General features: G+C 62.1%; 18 protein-coding genes. 6 read left to right on the top strand and 12 right to left on the bottom strand.

Annotation, left to right across the window (positions count from 1 at the left end):
- Positions 1 to 87: 87 nt before the first annotated feature.
- Positions 88 to 1,980 (top strand): hypothetical protein, encoded by a 1,893-nt coding sequence (locus tag MJ639_RS01490; RefSeq protein ID WP_243368085.1) that lies wholly within the window; start codon positions 88 to 90, stop codon positions 1,978 to 1,980.
- A gap of 68 nt (positions 1,981 to 2,048) precedes the next feature.
- Here the strand turns inward: MJ639_RS01490 and MJ639_RS01485 are convergent, their stop codons facing one another.
- Entirely contained in the window at positions 2,049 to 4,352 is a 2,304-nt protein-coding gene (locus tag MJ639_RS01485) for an NADP-dependent malic enzyme (RefSeq protein WP_243368084.1), read from the bottom strand.
- A gap of 163 nt (positions 4,353 to 4,515) precedes the next feature.
- On the bottom strand, positions 4,516 to 6,324 hold the full coding sequence (aspS, locus tag MJ639_RS01480; protein WP_243369000.1) for an aspartate--tRNA ligase: 1,809 nt from the start codon (positions 6,322 to 6,324) through the stop codon (positions 4,516 to 4,518).
- 149 nt (positions 6,325 to 6,473) lie between these two features.
- On the opposite strand from aspS, the gene MJ639_RS01475 reads away from it, so the two are divergent.
- The 3 genes from MJ639_RS01475 to rnd all read left to right on the top strand — a co-directional run bounded on the left by MJ639_RS01475 (position 6,474) and on the right by rnd (position 9,214).
- A complete protein-coding gene (locus tag MJ639_RS01475) occupies positions 6,474 to 7,181 on the top strand; it encodes an alpha/beta fold hydrolase (protein ID WP_243368082.1) in 708 nt (235 codons plus the stop codon).
- Positions 7,182 to 7,250: 69 nt separating this feature from the next.
- Positions 7,251 to 7,649: a hypothetical protein gene (locus MJ639_RS01470; protein ID WP_243368081.1), complete on the top strand. Its 399-nt coding sequence runs from the start codon at positions 7,251 to 7,253 to the stop codon at positions 7,647 to 7,649.
- A 410-nt stretch (positions 7,650 to 8,059) separates the two neighbouring features.
- Positions 8,060 to 9,214: a ribonuclease D gene (gene rnd / locus MJ639_RS01465; RefSeq protein ID WP_243368079.1), complete on the top strand. Its 1,155-nt coding sequence runs from the start codon at positions 8,060 to 8,062 to the stop codon at positions 9,212 to 9,214.
- A 40-nt stretch (positions 9,215 to 9,254) separates the two neighbouring features.
- On the opposite strand, the gene MJ639_RS01460 is transcribed toward rnd, so the two are convergent.
- The 9 genes from MJ639_RS01460 to MJ639_RS01420 form a co-directional block, all read right to left on the bottom strand.
- Positions 9,255 to 9,977 carry a calcium-binding protein gene (locus MJ639_RS01460; RefSeq protein ID WP_243368076.1) on the bottom strand — a complete coding sequence of 241 codons (723 nt, stop codon included), beginning with the start codon at positions 9,975 to 9,977 and terminating at the stop codon, positions 9,255 to 9,257.
- Between the two features lie 131 nt (positions 9,978 to 10,108).
- Positions 10,109 to 10,453, bottom strand: a complete 345-nt coding sequence (locus MJ639_RS01455; RefSeq protein ID WP_243368074.1) for a 2OG-Fe(II) oxygenase — start codon at positions 10,451 to 10,453, stop codon at positions 10,109 to 10,111.
- Between the two features lie 131 nt (positions 10,454 to 10,584).
- Positions 10,585 to 10,731 carry a hypothetical protein gene (locus MJ639_RS01450; protein WP_243368072.1) on the bottom strand — a complete coding sequence of 49 codons (147 nt, stop codon included), beginning with the start codon at positions 10,729 to 10,731 and terminating at the stop codon, positions 10,585 to 10,587.
- Between the two features lie 108 nt (positions 10,732 to 10,839).
- Positions 10,840 to 12,363: an exopolyphosphatase gene (gene ppx, locus MJ639_RS01445; protein WP_243368070.1), complete on the bottom strand. Its 1,524-nt coding sequence runs from the start codon at positions 12,361 to 12,363 to the stop codon at positions 10,840 to 10,842.
- A gap of 1 nt (position 12,364) precedes the next feature.
- Positions 12,365 to 14,572: an RNA degradosome polyphosphate kinase gene (locus MJ639_RS01440; protein ID WP_279306505.1), complete on the bottom strand. Its 2,208-nt coding sequence runs from the start codon at positions 14,570 to 14,572 to the stop codon at positions 12,365 to 12,367.
- A gap of 107 nt (positions 14,573 to 14,679) precedes the next feature.
- The gene (locus tag MJ639_RS01435) at positions 14,680 to 15,372 is read right to left on the bottom strand and encodes a P-loop NTPase family protein (protein ID WP_243368066.1); all 693 of its coding nucleotides are present in this window, start codon (positions 15,370 to 15,372) and stop codon (positions 14,680 to 14,682) included.
- Positions 15,365 to 16,477 (bottom strand): AI-2E family transporter, encoded by a 1,113-nt coding sequence (locus MJ639_RS01430; RefSeq protein WP_243368064.1) that lies wholly within the window; start codon positions 16,475 to 16,477, stop codon positions 15,365 to 15,367. The genes MJ639_RS01435 and MJ639_RS01430 overlap by 8 nt, the downstream gene beginning before the upstream one ends.
- A 31-nt stretch (positions 16,478 to 16,508) precedes the next feature.
- Positions 16,509 to 17,039 carry a CDP-alcohol phosphatidyltransferase family protein gene (locus MJ639_RS01425; RefSeq protein ID WP_243368999.1) on the bottom strand — a complete coding sequence of 177 codons (531 nt, stop codon included), beginning with the start codon at positions 17,037 to 17,039 and terminating at the stop codon, positions 16,509 to 16,511.
- 139 nt (positions 17,040 to 17,178) lie between these two features.
- Positions 17,179 to 18,126 (bottom strand): alpha/beta hydrolase family protein, encoded by a 948-nt coding sequence (locus MJ639_RS01420; protein ID WP_243368062.1) that lies wholly within the window; start codon positions 18,124 to 18,126, stop codon positions 17,179 to 17,181.
- Positions 18,127 to 18,368: 242 nt separating this feature from the next.
- Between MJ639_RS01420 and purM the strand changes: the two genes are divergently transcribed.
- Entirely contained in the window at positions 18,369 to 19,436 is a 1,068-nt protein-coding gene (gene purM, locus MJ639_RS01415; protein WP_243368060.1) for a phosphoribosylformylglycinamidine cyclo-ligase, read from the top strand.
- Entirely contained in the window at positions 19,436 to 20,080 is a 645-nt protein-coding gene (purN, locus tag MJ639_RS01410; RefSeq protein ID WP_243368058.1) for a phosphoribosylglycinamide formyltransferase, read from the top strand. The genes purM and purN overlap by 1 nt, the downstream gene beginning before the upstream one ends.
- A gap of 249 nt (positions 20,081 to 20,329) precedes the next feature.
- Here purN and MJ639_RS01405 read toward each other — a convergent pair whose 3' ends face one another.
- Complete coding sequence (locus MJ639_RS01405; RefSeq protein ID WP_243368056.1) at positions 20,330 to 20,692, bottom strand: hypothetical protein; 363 nt, start codon at positions 20,690 to 20,692, stop codon at positions 20,330 to 20,332.
- Positions 20,693 to 20,778: the final 86 nt, after the last annotated feature.

Genomic DNA, 20,778 nt, shown 5'->3' with positions numbered 1-20,778 from the left:
AATCAGCTCTTTGTTCCCCTTTGCCGCTCCCCGTCGCGGCCGGTCCAGGTTAAGACGAAACAAAGTTTTGTTCGACTGGGGACCATCATGAAAACTCTTCATCGCGCGGGCGTATGCGCCCTTGCTCTCGTTGCGGGTGCCGCAGCCCTGCAGATCGAGCCGGCTGCCGTTCGCAACCTCGTGGTCGAGCAGGCGGAAGGCCATGTGAGCATCGGAAGCGTGCGCGTCCCCCTCTGGAGCGCGGCTTTTGCCCAGAGCGCGGACAGCTTCGCCCTCGAGAATGTGAAGGTCAGTTTCGGCGGTGTGAGCTACGAGGCCAAGCGCATCGAGTTCTCCGGAGTGACGTCTCCTCGCGCCGATATCGAGGCCATCTTCTCCGGCTCCTCCAGCGAGCCGCTGGCTGCGCGCCTCGCCCGGATCAGCGCCAAGCAGATATCGGCGCCCGAACTCATCGTCAGCCAGAAGACCGGCTCGTCAACGCAGTCCTACATCTACAAGAACGTGGTGGCCTCCGACATCGTGGAAGGTCGCGTGGCCTCGACGACATCCTCGGCTGCGGCCCTCCGCTCCGACAATCCCAAGGACGATGTCGTGATCAGCTATGGCCAGGCCACGGTTAGCGACTTCGACCTTCCCGCGCTGATGCGTCTCTACGAAGTCAAAGCCGAGAATACCTTGGCTCCTCTGAGCCGCATTTACGGGACCTTCTCGATCGACAATGTCGAGGTGAGCGAAGGCGGCAAGGGCTTCACGTTCAAGATCGCACGCGTTGAAGGCCGCGATTTCATGGCACGCCCGACGCTCGATTCCTGGATGGGGACTTCGACGCTCCTCGTAGAGTTGGGAGACAAGGAGAACCTGACGCCGGAAGAGGACGGCAAGGTCATGGCCGCTGTCGCCGACCTGCTATCCTCCTTCGATCTCGGTCTCATGGAGGCCAAGGGGATCGACATGAAGATCCCGCAGGAGAAGGGTCTCTCGCCGCTCATCGGGCGCATCGAGAGGATCGCCTATACGGGCACCACAGGCGGTCAGCCTGCCGATTTCAGAATGGAAGGCATGGCGTTCTCGGACAACGAGGGCCGCATGCAGATGGACACGCTGAGCCTCACCGGCTTCTCGATCGCGCCGACCCTTAACGGCATGCTGAACCTGAAGGGCAAATCGCTCACGGATCTCGATCCCGACACGGCGCGCACACTTGTTCCGACCCTTGGCACGTTGCGCCTGTCCGGCGTGGATTTGGACTTCCCCGACAAATCGGAGACCAGCAAGTCCAAGAAAAATCAGAAGGCAAAACCTGAGCGCATCAAGGCGGCCTTCAAGGACTTCGAGTTTACGGCAAACAAACCCATCAACGGCGTTCCCACCAATTTCCGTGTGAGCCTCCAGAACCTCGCCATGGCGCTGCCGGCGAAGAGCGATGACGAGTTTCTGAAGGAGCTCCTCGCGATGGGTTACAAGAATGTCGATGTCTCCTACGCCATGGCCGCGAGCTGGAATGAGGCGACGAACGAGATCGTCATTCAGGAAGCTTCGTCTCATGGACAGGATATCGGCAGCCTCAATTTCACAGGCCTCATCGGCAATGTGAGCAAGGACGTCTTCAGCACGGACAAGGCCAAGGCCGCCGAGGCTCTCATGGCGGCCAAGGCGAAGTCCATCGATATCGTGGTGGAGGACAAGGGCGTGTTCGGGCGCTACCTCGCCAAGGCCGCCAAGGCGGAGAAAAAATCGCCCGAGGCGCTTCGCAAATCCTATTCAAGGGATGCCGGAATGCTCATCGCGGCTCTTGTCGGCAATGAGGAGCATGCCAAGGTCCTGAGCGATGCCGTTTCCCGCTTCATCGACAAGCCCGGCAAGCTCACCATCAGCGTCACGCCCAAGAATCCCACAGGCTTCGGCGTGATGGACGCCATGATGGCCTCCGACCACGATGAGATGCTCGACAAGCTGAACATCTCCGCGAAGACGGAGTGAACCTCGCTTAATGCAAAATGGCCGGGTTTGCCCCGGCCATTTTCATTTCGGAAAGCCTTTCGTCAGGATCAGATCAGCGTCGGCTGATCCTGCTCGGCGGCCTGGGCCTCCACCACGGCGATGGCGGTGAGGTTCACGATGCCACGTGCCGTCACCGACGGCGTGAGGATATGCGCGGGCTTCGCCGGGCCGATGAGGATCGGGCCGACGGGAAGTGAATCCGCCAGCATCTTCGTGAACTGGAAGGCGATGTTGGCGGCATCCAGGTTCGGCATGATCAGCACGTTCGCCTCGCCCTTCAGGCGCGAGCCGGGATTCACGCGGTCGCGGATCATCTGGGAGAGCGCGGCATCGGCCTGCATCTCACCGTCGACCTCGAGTTCGGGCGCACGTTCGTTGATGCAGGCGAGCGCCTCACGCATCTTCACCGCCGAGCGGCTATCGGAAGCGCCGAAATCCGCATGCGAGAGCAACGCGATCTTGGGCTCCATGCCGAAGCGGCGCACGTGGCTCGCGCAGGCAATCGCCATGTCGGCGATCTCTTCCGCATTCGGATTGAACTGCACATGCGTGTCGGCGAGGAAGTAGGCGCCCTTCGAGGTGATGACGAGGGACAGAGCCGCCATCTCGTGCACGCCGGGAGCAAGGCCGATGATGTCCTTGATGTGCTTCACGCGGGACTGGAAGCGCCCTTCGAGACCGCAGATCAGCGCATCCGCATCCCCTCGCCTCACGGCCAATGCGCCGATAACGGTGGAGTTGGTGCGCACTAGCGTCTTCGCCGCATCCGGCGTGATGCCCTTGCGGCCAGCGGCTTCCACATAGGTGGCCACATAATCGCGATAACGCGGATCGTCTTCCGGATTCACGAGGTCGAAGTGTTTGCCGATCTCCATGGAGAGGCCAAAGCGCTTGATGCGGGCCTCCACCACGTTCGGACGCCCGATCAGAATCGGCTTGGCCAGACGCTCCTCGACGATGACCTGCACCGCGCGCAGCACGCGCTCGTCCTCGCCTTCGGCATAGATCACACGCTTGGGATCGGACTTCGCCTGCGAGAAGAGCGGCTTCATGATGAAGCCGGAGCGGAACACGAAGCGACCGAGGGAGTCGGCATAGGCTTCGAGATCCTCCAGCGGACGCTTGGCGACGCCGGAATCCATGGCGGCTTTCGCCACGGCTGGCGCGATGCGCAGGATCAGGCGCGGATCGAACGGGCTCGGAATGAGGGACTTGCGACCGAAGGGATGCGCCTCGCCGCCATAGGCGCGCGCCACGACTTCGGACGGGGCTTCGCGGGCAAGAGCGGCAATGGCCTTCACGGCGGCGGCCTTCATCTCCTCGTTGATGGTGGTTGCGCCCACATCGAGCGCACCGCGGAAGATGTAGGGGAAGCACAGGACGTTGTTGACCTGGTTCGGATAATCCGAGCGACCCGTGCAGATCATCGCGTCGGGACGCGCAGCCTCGGCTTCCTCCGGCATGATCTCTGGATAAGGATTGGCGAGCGCCATAATCAGCGGACGCGGCGCCATCTTGGCAAGCAACTCCGGCTTCAGGATACCGCCGGCAGACAAGCCTAGGAATACGTCCGCATCGGGGATCACATCGGCGAGCGTGCGCGCATCGGTCTTCTGCGCATAGACCGACTTCCAGCGGTCCATGAGCTCGTTGCGGCCGTCATGGACCACGCCTTCGATGTCCGTGACCCAGATGTTCTCGCGCTTGGCGCCGAGCGACACGAGCAGGTTGAGACAGGCGAGAGCGGCAGCACCGGCACCCGATGTGACGATCTTCACATCAGCGATGTTCTTGCCCGCAAGCTCCAGCGCGTTGGTAACAGCCGCGCCTACGATGATGGCGGTGCCGTGCTGGTCGTCGTGGAAGACCGGGATGCCCATGCGGGCCTTCAACCGCTCCTCCACCTCGAAGCATTCGGGAGCCTTGATGTCTTCGAGGTTGATGCCGCCGAAGGTGGGCTCCAGCGCCGCGATCACCTCGACGAGCTTGTCCACGTTCTTCTCGGCCACCTCGATGTCGAACACGTCGATACCGGAGAACTTCTTGAACAGCACCGCCTTGCCTTCCATGACGGGCTTGGAGGCGAGCGGGCCGATATCGCCTAGTCCCAGCACGGCAGTGCCGTTGGAGATCACGGCCACGAGGTTCTGGCGGGAGGTGAGATTGGCAGCCTCGTTCGGATCGGCGGCAATCGCCTCGCAAGGGGCGGCCACGCCGGGCGAATAGGCGAGCGCCAGGTCGCGCTGGTTGCCGAGGGGCTTGGTGGGCTGGATCTCGAGCTTACCGGGGCGCGGATGCTGATGGTAGAACATCGCTCCCGATTTGAGATCCTGCGAGATGTTGTCTCCCATCTCCGACGCTCCTTACCCAACCGTTTTTGTTGCTATGGACCTTGTGAGCGCCCTGTCCTCCGCCGTCAATGTTCTTCTCCAGCGGCGAAGTGAGCCTCGGGCCTGAAACGTTTCGGCAGCGCATGAGCGCTGCCGAAACAAGATAATCGCAAAGCCGCCGGGCTTATTTCTCCGGCAGGTTCGTGCGGATATGCAGTTCGCGCAGCTGCTTGGGCGTGGCCTCGGAGGGCGCGCCGAGCAGCAGGTCTTCCGCCTTCTGGTTCATGGGGAAGAGCGTGATCTCACGCAGGTTCTGCGCGCCGCAGAGCAGCATCACGATGCGGTCCACGCCCGCCGCCATGCCACCATGTGGAGGAGCGCCATACTGGAATGCGCGATACATGCCGCCGAAGCGATCCATGACTTCCTGCTCGCCGTAGCCCGCGATCTCGAATGCCTTCACCATCCGGTCGGGACGGTGGTTACGGATCGAACCGGAGGCCATCTCGTAGCCGTTGCAGACCATGTCGTACTGGAAGGCCGTGATCTTGAGGATCTTGTCCTTGTCCGACGCATCGAGGGCCATGAACTCGTCGTGGTCCATGTTGCCCATGGAGAACGGGTTGTGGGAGAAGTCGATCTTCTTCTCGTCCTCGTTCCACTCGTATTGCGGGAAGTCGACGATCCAGCAGAACGCGAACTGGTCCTTGTTGCCGAGGCCCAGCTCGTCGCCGATGCGCACGCGCGCCTTGCCGGCGAGAGACGCGGCCTTGTCTTCGTTGCCTGCCGAGAAGAACACCGCGTCGCCCGCCTTGATGCCGGCCTTCTCGCGGATGACCGCCTGAGCAGCGTCAGGAATGAACTTGGCGATCGGGCCCTTGGCGACGATCTGACCGCCCTCTTCCTCGTACACGATGTAACCGAGGCCGGGTGCGCCTTCCGAGCGGGCCCAATCGTTGAGCTTGTCGAAGAAGGAGCGCGGCTGGGTGGCGGCACCCGTCGCCGGGATGGCGCGCACGACGCCGCCGCCCTTCACCACGTTCTTGAACGCGTTGAAGGTCACGTCCTCACGCTCGAACACTTCCGACACGTCGGCGATGATGAGCGGGTTGCGCAGGTCGGGCTTGTCGGAGCCATATTTCAGCATGGACTCGAAATACGGAATGCGCGGGAATACGTCCGTCACCGGTTTGCCGTCCGCGAATTCCTTGAAGGTGTCGCGGATCACCGGCTCCATGGTCTGGAAGATGTCTTCCTGCGTGACGAAGCTCATCTCCACGTCGAGCTGATAGAACTCGCCCGGCAGACGGTCGGCGCGCGGGTCCTCGTCGCGGAAGCAAGGCGCGATCTGGAAGTACCGGTCGAAGCCGGACATCATGATCAGCTGCTTGAACTGCTGCGGAGCCTGCGGCAGCGCGTAGAACTGGCCGGGATGAATGCGGGACGGCACGAGGAAGTCGCGCGCGCCTTCGGGCGAAGAAGCCGTCAGGATCGGCGTCGTGAACTCGAAGAAGCCGCTTTGCTGCATGCGGGCGCGCAGCGAGTTAACGATGGCGCCGCGCTTCATGATGTTGTTGTGCAGCTTCTCGCGGCGCAGGTCGAGATAGCGGTACTTGAGACGCGTCTCTTCCGGGTAGTCCTGGTCGCCGAAGACCGGCATCGGCAGCTCGTCCGCAGGGCCAAGCACCTCGATGTCCGTGATGTAGACCTCGACCATGCCGGTCGGCAACTCGGCGTTCTCGGTGCCTGCCGGGCGCTTGCGCACCTTGCCGTCCACGCGGATCACCCATTCCGACCGGGCCGTCTCGGCCAGCTTGAAGGCCGGCGAATCCGGGTCGATCACGCACTGCGTCATGCCGTAATGGTCGCGCAGGTCGATGAACAGCACGCCGCCATGGTCACGGATGCGGTGGCACCAGCCGGAAAGGCGGGTAACCTGGCCGACATCGGATTCGCGGAGCGCGCCGCAGGTGTGGGAACGGTAACGGTGCATGGAGGCGGACATGGAAAAAGCCTGCTGGTTCGGTGTTACGCGCAACATCCATGGGAGACCGGGGAAGTCAAGGACGAACGACAGGATTGTCCTTCGCGGCAAGGTGTAACAGAGTTCGAATATCCAAAGTCCGCTGACCCAGGCCCTCGATGACCGCCCAGAAACCCAAGCTGATCGTCTTTCCAGGAATCGACGGATCCCCCGAATTGCGCCAAGGCCTGGCCGATTGCCTCGATCCCACGCTTGAGGTCCAGATCGTCGCCCTGCCTGATGATGTTAGCCTCGACTACGAAGGGCTTGCTGTCCGATTTGCAGCCCTTCTGCCCGACGGACCGGTTGTGCTGGCTGGTGAATCCTTTAGCGGCCCTCTCGTCGCCATGCTGGCCGAGAGATGTCCGGAAAAGGTCAGGGGCGTCATCTTCATCGCCTCCTTCCCGAAGCTCACCTACCTCAGGGCTGCGAAATACCTCCTGCCCTTCATCCCGTTTCGGGCCATCCCCTATGACTTGGTTGGCTGGATCATGATGGGGAGCAAGGGCAAAAGTGACATACCCCGCCGGATGCGCATGGCCCTGAAGCAGCTGCCATCCAAGGTCGCTAAGCACAGGGCCAAGCTGCCCCTCGAAGTCGATGTCAGCCGAACCGTTAGCCGCCTGCCTCAGCCCATCCTGGTCATCCATGGCCGGAAAGACAGGCTTATCACGCAGGCCCATGTCTTCCGTTTCCTGAAGCTGCGCCCAGACGCCCACGTGGCCTGGATCGATGGCCATCATATGATCCTGGAGACCCATCCGGAGCCCATCGCGAGGTCGATAGAGGCTTTCATCGAAGCCCTGCCGCCACCCTCCTCGGCCTGATCGCCCAAGGGTGCAAAAATCACGCTCAAATCCTTATCTTAAAAGGCTTTTAGCCTTGAAGAACAAAGCGTGAATTACCATATCCCACCTATGATTCAGAACCATGCGACAACCCTGCTCAAGCACGGCTCGAACGCCCCCAACGAGGAGCGGGTCGAGGGGAATTGGCATGTCTATCCCTTCGATGGTGCGCTTGAGATCGACTACGTAGACCAGGCCGGCAAGCCGACCCGTCGCTGGGTGATCGCGCGTGAGCTCAAGGTCGGCCCTGGAAAGATGCTCTTAGGCGGCATCGACATGGCCGATGACGGCTATCGCGGCTTCCGGGTAGACCGGATCGAGCGGCTGGAGGATGCGGAGACCGGGTTCGTGGTCGACCGGAATATCTTGGATTGGCTGATGAAGCGAGCCGAGCGGCAGATGAAAGAGCGACTGAAAGCTCAAAAGCTTAGAGTAAGAGCAAAATAAAAAGGCCAGCACCTTCATGCTGGCCTTAAATCTATATCGGGCCGATGATCTGCCCTCTTTCACCTGGAACGATCTTCACTCCAGGCTCAAGCCCGCGGCAGGCGACCAGGGCGTGTTTTAAGGGAAGATCGGGAAAGTTTCCGCCTTCAGGAAATTCGGGAAGATTTCGTTCTTCGGGAAAGGGAAAGTGCCGGTTGTCGGATTGATGCTCATTTTATGTTCCCTCTGTAGCATCGTTGCTCGATCGGCCCGCCAAACTGCGCATTGAGATCAGCAGCCGATCTCTAAACGTTATATTGATGCGCAAACGAGTCAATAGCCTAGCTTTCCACTGGGGGGAGCGCGCACGGCCGTGTATAAGAATCGAACGGGGTCGCCTGGGCCGCAGGCTTAGGTTATGAGAAGTCTTCATGGATTTGATCACGACCACAGAGGCGCTGTCCGCCGCCTGTTCCCGCCTGAGCCAGCACCCGTTCGTCACCGTCGACACGGAGTTCCTGCGCGAGACCACCTATTATCCGAAGCTCTGCCTGATCCAGATGGCAGGGCCTGACCCTGCGGATGCCTTTCTCATCGACCCCCTGGCCGAGGGGATCAGCCTTGAACCCTTCATGGCGCTCATGTCCAACAAGGGTGTGGTGAAGGTCTTCCATTCGGCCCGGCAGGACCTGGAAATCGTCTGGAATCTCGGTGGCATCGTCCCGGAGCCCCTCTTCGACACGCAGGTGGCCGCAATGGTCTGCGGCTACGGCGATTCGGTTTCCTATGAGCAGCTGGTAAACGACCTCGCCAAGGCGAAGGTGGACAAGTCGTCCCGCTTCACCGACTGGTCGCGCCGCCCCCTCACCGATGCCCAGCTCACCTATGCGCTCTCCGACGTCACCCATCTGGTGAAGGTCTATGAGGCGCTGATGGCGCAGCTCGAAAAGAACGGCCGCCTCAACTGGCTCGGCGAAGAGATGTCCATCCTCACCTCACCCGAGACCTATCAGGCCGATCCTGACAATGCCTGGCGTCGGCTCGCGGGCCGCCTGCGCAAGCCGAAGGAGATCGCGGTTCTCATGGAGATCGCTGCCTGGCGCGAGCGCGAGGCGCAAAGCCGCGACGTGCCGCGCGGACGCATCCTCAAGGATGACGCTCTCATCGACGTCGCCACCTCCGCTCCCCGCTCCGTAGAGGCCTTGGGGCGTCTCCGCTCGATCCCCAACGGTTTCGAGCGCTCCCGCACAGGCGGCGACATTCTGGAAGCGGTGGAACGTGGCATCGCCCGCGATCCTGCCACCATTCCGATGCCGGAACGCAGCCGTGGTCGCGGCAATACCGGCGCGGTGGTCGATCTCCTGAAGGTTCTGCTGAAGGCGGTGGCCGAACAGGAAGGCGTTGCGCCGAAGATCGTCGCCACCGTCGAGGAGCTGGAAGCGATTGCCGAGAACGACAATGCGGACGTGCCCTCGCTCCACGGTTGGCGGCGCGCACTGTTCGGCGAGAAGGCGCTGGCCCTCAAGAACGGCCAACTCGGCCTCGTGCTGGAACGCGGGCGGGTGAAGCTGCGGACGATCGACTGACGACAGAGGGGGCGGCACCCGGCGGCACCGCCCCTTCCCGTTACATCACGATGAATTCCGAAGCGAGCATGCTGAGATTTTTCGGCAGCTGCGCAAACTTGATCTGGCCATACCTGGTCGCGGAACCATCCGGATCGTAGCTGAGTGCGCCCGTCGCCTTGTCATAAATGATCCGGTCGGACGTATCGTGCGCCCTGCTGCCGACCCAGAAGGCGCTGGAAGCCAAAACGCCCGTCTTCGTCAGCTTCGTGAAGATGGCATTCTCGAGCTTGATCGAGTCGTAGGCCGGCCTGTAGTCGACGACGCGATCCACATTGCTGAGTCTGTTGAGCGCAGCATTGAAGATGACGGTGTCACGTCCCGAACCGGTCTCGATGAAATCGTTGCCGGCTCCGCCGATGATCGTATCGTTCGCCTCAAGGGCGCGGAACACATCGTTGCCCGTGCCGCCATTGAGATAGTCGCTGCCGAAACCGCTATCGAGAGTGTCGTTGCCGGATCCGCCATAGATCTTGTCGTTGCCGAGATCGTCGATGATCTCGTCATGGCCACCATTGCCGTAAATCGTGTCGCTTCCGTCGGTGCCTTCGATGAAATGGCTGGCATTGCTGTCGTTGATCGTTCTGCCGGTCGCAAGTGCCATGAAGGCCGAAGCCCGCGGGGTATTCGCCTCCGGCTGAGACACCAAGGTGGCGCGGATATGGGTCGTGTCGAAGATCGCATCGTCCAGCGGATCGAGGCGGAAGGTAGTGAGGTCTGTCATAGGCCTTCTCCGGTTTCGCTACGTTATTTTGTAGGGTCGTTCTGAGAAGGGTCCATGTGTGAAAACGCACAGCACAATCATGCCGCCAGGATGCCGGTCTGCAGCAGATAAGATGCTCCGAGGGAAAGCGTTTACCGCCCGAAGATGCCCTTGAAGAACTGAGCGAGCTTGTTGTGCTTCTTCTTGCGATCCACGTCCGCTTGGCTCTTTACCCAGGCAATCTGGACGACGCGGCGCTCGCCTGAGAACGGCAGATGGCCGTGCCAGGAATTGTCTGAGCGTAGGAAAGCGAACATCGTGCCCATCACCGGCGGCACCTCGAGCTTGTAGGGCTCGAAATTCTTGCCATCGTAGAGCACACGCAGACGTCCACCATCGTCCTGTTGCCATTCATCGTTCATGTAGACGAGCATGGTCATGACCTTGGACGGGCCGTCGGTATGAATAGCGCCATATTTGGGCTGCGAGCGCCTCATGATCGTGGTGAGGCGCGGGTACGGGCTCAGGTCGATCCCAAACTTCTTCGACAGGGCTTCCGTCAGTTCCGGACCTTCGAGCTCCTCGATGAGTTGCTTGAAGCGGCCATGGAGCTTGACCTCATCGACGGTCAGGTAGCCAGGCTTATCGATTTGAGGAAATCACGCCGAAGTTCCTCAATGACTTCCTCCTTCAAGAAGCCTGATGCCAGAAGATGATCGTAAGGCTCTTGTGAATGCTGCGCATTCTGGACGGCTGACAGATTGATGAGGCTCATGGCTCACTCCAGCTTTCTCCCTCTCTCTTATGTCATGAGAGGTTCGCATCGAGCGCGGTTAAAGCTGCATTGGCCTTCTAGAAAATCTATACCTCTTCAGAGTCTCCTTCAGCCCACGATCTCGATCACCGGCTCCAGGTTCAGGAGCTTGCCCAATGCCCTCATACGGCCTGCAAGACGCTCGTTGGCGAGATCCTGCATGTGGGACGGAAGCTGAAGCACCACCTGGCCGCCCCGCACGCGCAGGGGCGCCTGCGGAAGAATGCCTTCCATGGAGACGGATACCGGATAGGCAATGCGCATGAGCGCGGCGAGAAGGCGCGCGCGCTCCAGGTAGCGCGGACCGGCGAGCGACTTGATGCGCGAGCCCACCTTGTCGGGTGAGAGACCTTCGTGCCGGAAGAAAATGGAGAGCGCGAGATAGGCGCGGCCTGGATGGTCGAGACCCGCGAAGGCGCCATAGGCGATGAGGTTGAGGCTCTGTTCGCCGCGATAATCCGGATGCGCGCGCCAGCCGATATCGGCGAGAAGACATGCTGCGCGGCGCAGGCGGCTTTCGATTTCAGTCTCCGTAAGGCCGAGGCTCTGCATGAAGCCTTCCGTCCACTCACATAGTTCCACGCCATGGCGCGGCGAGCGGGAGCGCAGCAGGTTCAGGTCGCTCGCGGCGGAGAGCAGCGGATCGCGCTTCTGCGTCTCGGCATCGAGCTTGTCGAAGAGCACGCCTTCGCGCACGCCGAAGGCGGAGATCGCCACCTCCTTCGGCTCGCCGAGACGGATGATTTCTTCCAGCACGATGGAGCCATAGGCGAGCAGCGGACGGCGCGCCTCGGAAATGGTCTCGATGTCCTTCAGGGTCTTGGCATCGGCTTCCTCCACGAGATGCAGGAAGTCGAGCCCGTCCTTCGGATCGAGGATGTAGCTATGCATGATGTGGAGCGGATAATCGGTCGCTGCTTGATGGAGCTTCGCCAAGGCGCGCCACGTGCCGCCGACCGCGTAGAAGGTGCGGCCATGGAGGTTTTCGAGATATTCCGGCGCGCGTTCGAGAGCGGCGCGCACGATCTTCTGCGCTTTCTTGAGCGAGCCGCCGCTGACATCCTGAAGCGCGAGGCCACCAAGAGGCATGGTGGTGCCCTGCCCCACCTGCGTACCCTTCACGTCCACGAGTTCGAGGCTGCCGCCGCCCATATCGCCGACGATGCCGTCAGGCTCGTGGAAGCCGGCGATGATGCCGAGCGCGGAGAAATGCGCTTCTTCCGCACCTGACAGAAGACTGATCGGACGCCCGCAGGCTTTCTCCGCGGCTTCGAGGAAAGCCGGGCCGTTGGAGGCATCGCGCGCGGCGGCGGTGGCCAGCACGAAGACCTCGGATACCTGCATCGTCTCACAGAGCACGCGGAAGCGGGCGAGCGCGCGCAGCGCCCGATCCACAGCGTCCTGATCGAGCTGGCCCGTGGTCGCCACGTGGCGGCCGAGACCGCAGAGAACCTTTTCGTTGTAGATCGGCGTCAGCGCGCGGGACATGCCCTCATAGGCGACAAGGCGCACGGAGTTGGAGCCGATATCGATGATGGCGACCGGATCGCCGATCTTGAGGCGGCCTTGAGCGTCTCGGCTGATGGCGGGCATGTCAGCGCAATCCCCGTTTCGCGAGAGCCTTAGGGCTCGATGTCTTGAGGGACTTGCCGCGGCCGGACAGGCTTGGATTCGTCATGAAATACTTGTGGGCGTTGAACGGTTCCTCGCCCTTGTCCAGAGTGACACGCTGGCTCGTGCCGTCGGGGAGAACATTCCAGCTCTGCTCGTTGTCGAGAAGATTGGCGAGCATGATCTGGTCGAGCACCTGCTGGTGAACCGTGGGATTGATGATGGGCAGAAGCGCCTCGACGCGGCGGTCGAGATTGCGCGACATGAGATCGGCCGACGAGATATAGACATGCGCTTTGGGGTTCGGCAGCCCGAGCCCATTGCCGAAGGCGTAGATGCGCGTGTGCTCCAAAAAGCGTCCGACGATGGACTTCACGCGGATGTTCTCGGATAGCCCTTTGATGCCGGGACGCAGGCAGCAGATGCCGCGCACGATGAGATCCACCTGCACGCCGGCAGCGCTCGCATCGTAGAGCGCATCGATGATGTCGGCATCCACCAGCGAATTGCACTTGCCCCAGATCGCACCGGGCCGCCCTGCCTTGGCATGCTCGACCTCCTCCGCGATGTGCTGAAGCAGGCGCTTTTTCAGCGTCAGTGGCGACACCGCCATGCGCTCCAGTTCCGCGGGCTCCGCATAGCCGGTCACGTAGTTGAAGATGCGCGACACATCGCGGCCGATCACCGGATCAGCAGTGAAGAAGGACAGGTCCGTATAGATGCGCGCGGTGATCGGGTGGTAGTTGCCCGTGCCCACATGGCAATAGGTGATGAGCTGGCTGCCCTCGCGACGCACCACCATGGAGAGCTTGGCGTGGGTCTTCAGCTCGATGAAGCCGAACACCACCTGCGCGCCCGCACGCTCCAAGTCGCGCGCCCAGCGGATATTCGCCTCTTCGTCGAAGCGAGCCTTCAGTTCCACGAGCGCGGTAACGGACTTGCCTGCTTCCGCCGCCTCGGCGAGTGCCGCGACGATGGGTGAATCCGAGGAAGTGCGATAGAGCGTCTGCTTGATCGCCACCACGTTCGGATCGCGCGCCGCCTGGCGCAGGAACTGCACCACCGCGTCGAAGGATTCATACGGGTGATGGACGATGATGTCCTTCTCGCGGATGGCGGCGAAGCAATCGCCGCTATGCTCGCGGATGCGCTCGGGAAAACGCGGATTATAGGGCTTGAACTTGAGGTCCGGACGTTCGAGCGCGACGAGCTGCGAGAGATCGCGCAGGCCCATCATGCCCTCGACGACGAAGACCTCGTCGGCGGTCACTTCCATTTCTTCCGCCACGAAAAGGCGCAGGTCTTCCGGCATGGCGGCCTCGACTTCGAGGCGGATCACGCTGCCGCGGCGGCGCTGCTTGAGCGCGGTCTCGAAGAGACGCACCAGATCCTCGGCCTCTTCCTCCACTTCGATATCGGAATCGCGGATGACGCGGAAAGCGCCCTGCCCCTGCACGTCGTAGCCGGGGAACAGGCGGCTCGTGTAGAGCACGATCATCTGTTCGAGGGCGATGAAGCGGGTGGCGCCGGTCTCGGCGAAATCCGGCAGGCGGATGAAGCGATCCGCGCGGGATGGCAGGCGGATCAGCGCGTTCAGCACCTTCGCGTCGCTCTGGCGCACGAGTTTGAGCGCGATGGAGGAGCCAAGATTGGGAATGAACGGGAACGGATGCGCCGGATCGATGGCGAGCGGCGTGAGCACCGGGAAGATGTGGTTGAGGAAGTAGTCTTCGAGCCAGGAGGCTTCCGCCTTCGTCAGGCCGGAGCCCTCGACGAGAACGATGCCTTCCTCTAGCACCATGTCACGCAGCTCACGCCAGCGCCGCTGCTGGTCGGAGGCGAGGTTCGAGACCTCGACGGAAATCTTCGCGAGCTGTTCCTGCGGAGTGAGCCCGTCCTGCGACATGGTAGCGACGCCCGAGCGCACCTGGCCCCGCAGGCCTGCTACGCGAACCATGAAGAACTCGTCCAGGTTCTCGGCCGAGATCGAGAGGAAGCGCAGCTCTTCGAGAAGCGGATGATTGCGGTTGGAGGCCTCCTCCAAGACGCGCCGGTTGAACTGCAGCCAGGAGAGTTCGCGATTGATGAAACGCTGCGGGAACTGGCGCAGCACCGCGCCATCGAGCTCGATATCCGGCGGAGCCTTCGGCAGAGGCGCCTCGCTCACCGTCTCCACATCCCTCAGAGCCATCGCGTCGCGCACTTCGATCTCCGCCGCTTCCTTGTTCGGCGTCCGTTTTGCTCTGGGCTTCGTGACGGTTTCACGACGCTTCGACGACAAGGCGGTAGGATCAGGCTTCACTCGATGTCATCCGTTTCCTGCGAGGCTCCGAGAATCTCGGCGGCAATCGCCCGCGAGACGCGACGACCCCGGCTGAGCGCTTCCTTGTCGAGAAGCGCCACCAGTTCCGAAGCCTTGGCGAGCGAGCGTTCGATCCGAAGAGAGATATAGTCCACGACCGACGTGTCGACCACGAGCTGCCTGTCCACGAACAGTTTGACCAGAACCGCCTTGAGCAGGGCGTCGTCCGGCGCCTCGATGGTCACGCTCGGCGCGAGGCGCAGGCGGGAGAGCAGGTCCGGTGTCGTCAGGCCCCAGCGGTCGGGCGGTGTCTCGCAGGTGATGAGGAGCGCGGTCTTCTTCTCGCGAGCCAGGTTGAGGAGGTGGAACAGGGCCGCCTCGTCCCGCTCGCCCCGGTCCATGTCCTCAATGGCGAGCGCCCCGTTGGAGACGAGATGGGGCACCTTGTCGTGACTGATCTCACGGGCATCCACGGTCCAGGCGCGGGCGTTGGTGGCCCATATGGAAGCGAGATGGCTCTTGCCGCTGCCGGGCGGGCCGACGAGCAGGAGGATCGTATCGGGCCATTCCGGCCAGCTCTCGATCAGCCCATAGGCCTGCTCGTTGGAGGGGCTGACGAGAAAGTCCTCCGCCCCGTAGCGCGGATCGAGGGGCAGATCGAAGGCCAACTGCTTGGGCGCATCAGGCATCGAGATTGGCCTTGTCCTCGACCCGAGGATGAAGGATCGCCGGCCCCGTGCCGCGATAAAGCGGGCTTGCCAGATACTGGCGCAGGGCAAAGCGTGCGATCACGCCCATGGCGGCTGCAAGCGGCACGGCAAGCAGCAGGCCCACGAAGCCGAACAGCGCGCCGAAGGCGAGCAGCGCGAACATGAGCCAGACCGGATGAAGCCCGACGGAATCGCCCACCAGCTTCGGCGACAGGATGTTGCCTTCCACGAACTGGCCGAACACGAAGATGCCGAGCGTCGCGGCAATCATGGTCCAGTCGGGCCAGAACTGCACGATGGCGACACCCATGGAAATGATGAGGCCGGTGAGCGAGCCCACATAGGGGATGAAGCTCAAAAGGCCTGCCGTCATGCCGATCAGGGCGCCGAAGTTGAGGCCGATCACGGTCAGTCCCACGGCATAGAAGGTGCCGAGGATCACGCAGACCAGGGCCTGACCGCGCACGAAGCCCGCAATGGCGCGGTCGATGTCATGGGCGATGGATCGGATGGTCTCCCGCTGGCGCACGGGCATCCAGGAATCGATGGTCTTCACCATGCGGTCCCAGTCGACGAGCATGTAGAAGGCCACGACCGGCGTCACCACGAGAAGCGAGAAGATGCCGAGCAGCGCCTGCCCGCCCGACCAGATCCCCTGCAGGAAGGTGGCGATCCAGGCAATGCCCTGGCTGATGAGGTTGCCCACGGAGGTCTGCATCTCCGGCAGGGTGCCGTTGGCGCCGAGCCGGTCGAGCAGAGGTTTCAGCTGCTCGTTCCCCAGTTCCTGAAGCCTCGCCACATAGCTCGGCACTCGCTCCACGAAAGCACCGACCTGCTGGACCGCGAAAGGAACCAGGATCACGAGGGTCACGATGAAGACGAGGACGAAGAGCACCAGGATCAGCAGGCTCGCCCCCAGGCGCCCGATGCCGACCTTCTGGAGCTTGTCCGCCAGGGGATCGAGCAGATAAGCCAGCGCGAAACCCGCCACGAACGGCAGAAGGATGCCGCGAAGGATGAACAGCAACAGCACCGCCACGACCAGCGCCGCAATCCAGAATCCGATCTGCCGTTGGATCGTCATCGGTACTCCATACCCTGAAACGAGAAAGGCCTTAAGCCGCCATGTGCCGCAGCCAGCCTCCGAGATAGGCACCAGCCGACGCCACGGTCAAGGTGGCCACGGCGAACATAACGAGATCGTCGAACCCACCCAGGTTCAGTCCATAGGCATTGGCGGCGAGCGCGAAGGCCGCAAAACCGATCTGGGCCGCCGTGTTGAGCTTGCTCAGCATGATCGGCTTGATCTCCACGGGACGGCTCATGACCCAGGAGAGAAGCACGGCGGAGACGATCATCGCGTCCCGCGACACCACCACGATGGCAAGCCAGCTCGGGATGGCCCCCACCACGGCAAGCGCCACATAGATCGAGACCAGCAACGCCTTGTCGGCGATGGGGTCGATATAGGCCCCGAACTCGCTTTTCATGTCGAAATGCCGGGCGATGAACCCATCCACCGCGTCCGAGACGCCCGCCACAACGAACAGAACGAAGGCCGCGCCCCACCGATGCTGCATGATCATGACGATCACGATGGGGACCATGATAAGCCGGGCGATGGTAATGAGGTTCGGGATGGTCATCGTGGGAAGATGATGCCGGGTCGGGTGGTGGAGTTCAATGTCTGCGGCTGAGCTGGGGATAAGCATGCCCCAAACAGCGTCATCCCGGACGGCGAAGCCGATCCGGGATCGCATGACAAGAACGGCGCGGCCACTCTGATTACGGCTTCGCCGAAAGACCACGATTGAGTGCGGCCTCAACCTTCCCGGCTATCTCGCCGTGGATTTCTTCGCGCGATCGGCTGCCACCATCCCGGCAAATCGTGTCATCGCCATCCTCCTCTCGAAGAAGAGCTGGCCCTTTTGGCGTGCACTCACTGAATGCGCTGTAGGAGACAGCATCAGGCACGATGTCGTAATGAGTGTCCGGAATAGCTTTTCCCAAGCTGGATGCATCAAGAGCTGGGACTCTTTCATCCGGCCGCCCAAGGTTGATGATGGCGACAGGGATCTTGATCTTTGTCAAGCTCTCAGGAGCAAAGCTCTTGCTCAGCTCGGGATCGATAGCAACCACAGCTTTGATCCGTTGGTCATGGTGAGATCGGGTCAGCTGAGAAACATCGGCCTTCTTCAGATCGACACCATTTTTGGCAAACCACGCACAATCTATCCCTGCTTCAGGGTCGTCACATGAGCGCATGTAGTTTTGAGCATCGAGACGCCCTCCAGCGAGCGCCAATGCAGATGTGCCACCGAGAAAGAAACCTACGACAGCAGCGCTATTAGACTTAATCCGCACAGAAAGCTCTGGGTCTCCCTCGACTGCAGTGAGCGTGGCAGAGAGATCGGCAGGGCGCAGCCAGATTTCCTGAACAGCCGCTTGCGCGTCACGCGGCCCGAGAGCGGGCGGTCGCGCTACGCCCACAATGTACCCGCGAGATGCCAGGTTGGAAGCGACCCAGCCCGCATGGAATGGCGCAGCGCGGAAACCGCCATGCGCCATCACAATGACGGGGTAATGGCCATCGGCAACGGGTGCATTCCGTAATGCAGATACTCCCTTGAAAATCTTGTTCTCACCGATCAACTCAGGTTGTCCTACGGAAGCCGTAGGATACCAAACCGTGAGCTCGATCGGTTGGCTCCGGGTCGGCACCGATGTTGTCATGGAGCGCACTCCGACCCTGTACTCAGGAGCGGCGCTGGCTCCGCTGACAATCGCATGGAATATGAGCGCAGCGGCCCCAATCCGATAAAGTGACATTGGCCCCGGCTCCTGCGGTAGGCTGTGAGATGTTACTTTGTCTCCGCGTTCATGGGGATGGCAAGAGGGACCCAGCTCCAAAATCACGAAATCTCCTTGCCACCCAGCCCCCTTCGCCTTACTCCGACCCCAACACGGGGTGAGCCATGACCGAGAAGCAGACGAACGGCCTGACCTATGCCCAAGCGGGCGTCGATATCGACGCGGGCAATGCCATGGTCGACCAGATCAAACCCCTCGTGAGGTCCACCCGCCGCCCCGGCGCGGATGCGGAGATCGGCGGCTTCGGCGGCCTTTTCGACCTGAAGGCCGCAGGCTTCAAGGACCCGATCCTGGTGGCCGCCAATGACGGCGTGGGCACCAAGGTGAAGATCGCCATCGATACGGGCATCCACGATACGATCGGCATCGACCTCGTGGCCATGTGCGTGAACGACATCATCGTCCAGGGCGCCGAGCCCCTCTTCTTCCTCGATTACTTCGCCACCGGAAAGCTCTCCCCCGATGTCGGCGTCCATATCGTGAAGGGCATCGCCGAGGGCTGTCTCCAGGCGGGATGTGCCCTCATCGGCGGCGAGACGGCGGAAATGCCGGGCCTCTACGCCAAGGGCGATTACGACCTCGCGGGCTTTGCCGTGGGCGCGGCCGAGCGCGGCACGCTGCTCCCCAAGGACGTGAAGGTGGGCGACGTGCTGATCGGCCTGCCCTCCTCCGGTGTCCATTCCAACGGCTTCTCGCTGGTGCGCCGTATCGTCGAGCATTCCGGCCTTGCCTGGGATGCACCCGCCCCGTTCGCTTCCAGCAAGACGCTGGCCCAGGCCCTGCTTGAGCCGACCCGGATCTATGTGAAGGCCCTGCTCCAGGTGCTGAAGGGCGGCGACGGCATCAATGCGCTCTGCCACATCACCGGCGGCGGCTTCCCCGACAACATTCCGCGCGTGCTGCCCGACGGCGTCGGCGTGCGTCTCGACCTCAACGCCATCGACGTTCCGCCTGTGTTCGGCTGGCTTGCCAAGACTGGCGGCGTTGCGGAAGCGGAGATGCTGCGCACCTTCAATTGCGGTATCGGCATGATCGTGGTGGCGAGCGCCGACAAGGCGGATGCGGTGATGGAGCGTCTGCGTCAGGCCGGCGAAAGCCCGGTGCGCATCGGTGAGACCATCGCGCATACGAGCGGAGAGCCCGTGCAGACCGCAGGCGCTCTGAAGATCTGATGACCCGCCGCGTCGCCGTTCTGATTTCCGGGCGCGGGTCCAACATGGTCTCGCTGATCGAGGCTGCCTCAGTCTCCGGTTTTCCCGCCGAGATCGCGCTCGTACTGTCCAACCGCCCCGATGCAGGAGGCCTTGAGCGCGCCAAAGCCGCAGGCATCGCGACGGCGATCATCGATCATAAAGATCATCCGACTCGCGAGGATTTCGAGCAGGCGATGGATGCGGTGCTTCAGCAGCACGGCATCGAGTTCATCTGCCTCGCCGGTTTCATGCGCGTGCTCACCGATTGGTTCGTGGAGCGCTGGGCAGGCAGGATGATCAACATCCACCCGTCCCTGTTGCCGCTCTTCCGGGGCGTCCATACGCATCGCCGGGCATTGGAGGAAGGCGTTCTCGTTCACGGCTGCACGGTGCATTTCGTGGTGCCGGAACTCGATGCGGGCCCGATCATCGCCCAGGCCGCCGTACCGGTAATCCCCACTGACACGGAAGAGAGTCTCGCCGCGCGCATTCTCGTGCAGGAGCATCTGCTCTACCCGCAGGCTTTGCGCATGATCAGCGACGGCAGTGCGCGGCTTGAAGGCGGTCGCGTGGTGTTTTCGAAAGGCTGGAGCGGCGAAGGCGCGTTGCGCTCGCCCTCCTGAAACACGTCATCCCGGGGCTGCGGAGCAGAACCCGGGATCGTGTGACGAGAGTGGCGTTAATCACCTCTCCCTGAGGGAGAGGTCGGACCGTCAGGTCCGGGTGAGGGGTTACTGCTTTATCCGGAAAGGTCTCATCCCCCTCACCCTCGCTGCGCTCGACCTCTCCCCACTGGGGAGAGGTGAAGTGGCGCTACATTCTGAACGCGATCCCGGATCGGCTGCGCCGTCCGGGATGACCGCCTCATTCAATTACATCCGCGGACGCTGCAGCTGGCAGGCGTCGAGAGCTGCGAGCGCCTTCTCGCGGGCGGTGTCGTTGAACACGCCCGTATTGCGATAGGCCTGCACCTCTTCCGCGTTCAGGGAACGCATGGTGCGGCCCGCATAGCAGCCGCACTTCGTCGCGAAGGAAGCCTCGCTGGCGTTCTGCTGCTTGGCCTGGACGATGGAGCAGGCCTGGCTCACCCGTGCGCGCAGATCGGACATACTGGCAGTCTTCAGGGCCGGATCCGGCTCATATTGCGTGGGCATGCTGGAAGAGGCGGCGAAGGCCGTCGTTGCGCCGGCAGCGATGAAGGCCGCCGTCAGCAGCGTGCGAAAGGTCGAGATCATAGAAGGTTCCCCAAAAACACAGGTCACGTCGGAGCTTAAGAATAGGCTCGAAGCGGCAGGATCAAGGGTTACGCGAAAACAGGATT

Source organism: Microvirga solisilvae, from assembly GCF_022808595.1.
GTDB classification, from domain to species: Bacteria; Pseudomonadota; Alphaproteobacteria; order Rhizobiales; family Beijerinckiaceae; genus Microvirga; species Microvirga solisilvae.
The sequence above is the reverse complement of the archived record's forward strand: the minus strand, read 5'-3'. Positions and strand labels throughout refer to the sequence as shown.